The 382-nt window shown below is 34.8% G+C and carries 1 protein-coding gene; it reads right to left on the reverse strand.

The window, feature by feature from the left end; all coding sequences use genetic code 11:
* Positions 1 to 34: 34 nt before the first annotated feature.
* Positions 35 to 295 (reverse strand): hypothetical protein, encoded by a 261-nt coding sequence (locus KP705_RS19065; RefSeq protein ID WP_215764835.1) that lies wholly within the window; start codon positions 293 to 295, stop codon positions 35 to 37.
* Positions 296 to 382 lie beyond the last annotated feature (87 nt).

Genomic DNA, 382 nt, shown 5'->3' on the forward strand with positions numbered 1-382 from the left:
AAGCTGAAGAAGGAAACCCCTTCTTCAGATATATTCAGAAAGCTTCTTTTTTTGTCGGTAATGGCACATTTGGCTGACCGACAAACCATTCGTAGAGTGAAGGATCACTCGGAAGGCGAAGTGTCTCTAGAAGCACTTCATTATCTCGCACTATAGAAAATTCAAAAAATTCATCTAAATTTTCATCATGTAATTCCTTAAGATTTTTCCAAATTTTCATAGTTTCTAAGTCGTTTGAATGAGAAATTATAAATGTATTTTGGCATGCAATATGGAATCGTTCGTTAGTTTTCATAATTTTCCTCCTTCTATAACTTCAAGATTAAATCCCGGCTTTGGTATTGTAGAAAGTTCTTCTTGTGTAGCACGACTACCTACTTCA

The sequence above is a fragment of the Gluconobacter sp. P1D12_c genome (genome assembly GCF_018812105.1).
Taxonomy (GTDB): Bacteria; Pseudomonadota; Alphaproteobacteria; order Acetobacterales; family Acetobacteraceae; genus Gluconobacter; species Gluconobacter oxydans_A.

Coding starts and splice junctions, on each gene's coding strand:
- KP705_RS19065 (WP_215764835.1), bottom strand. CDS start 295: ATGAAAACTAACGAACGATTCCATATTGCATGCCAAAATACATTTATA.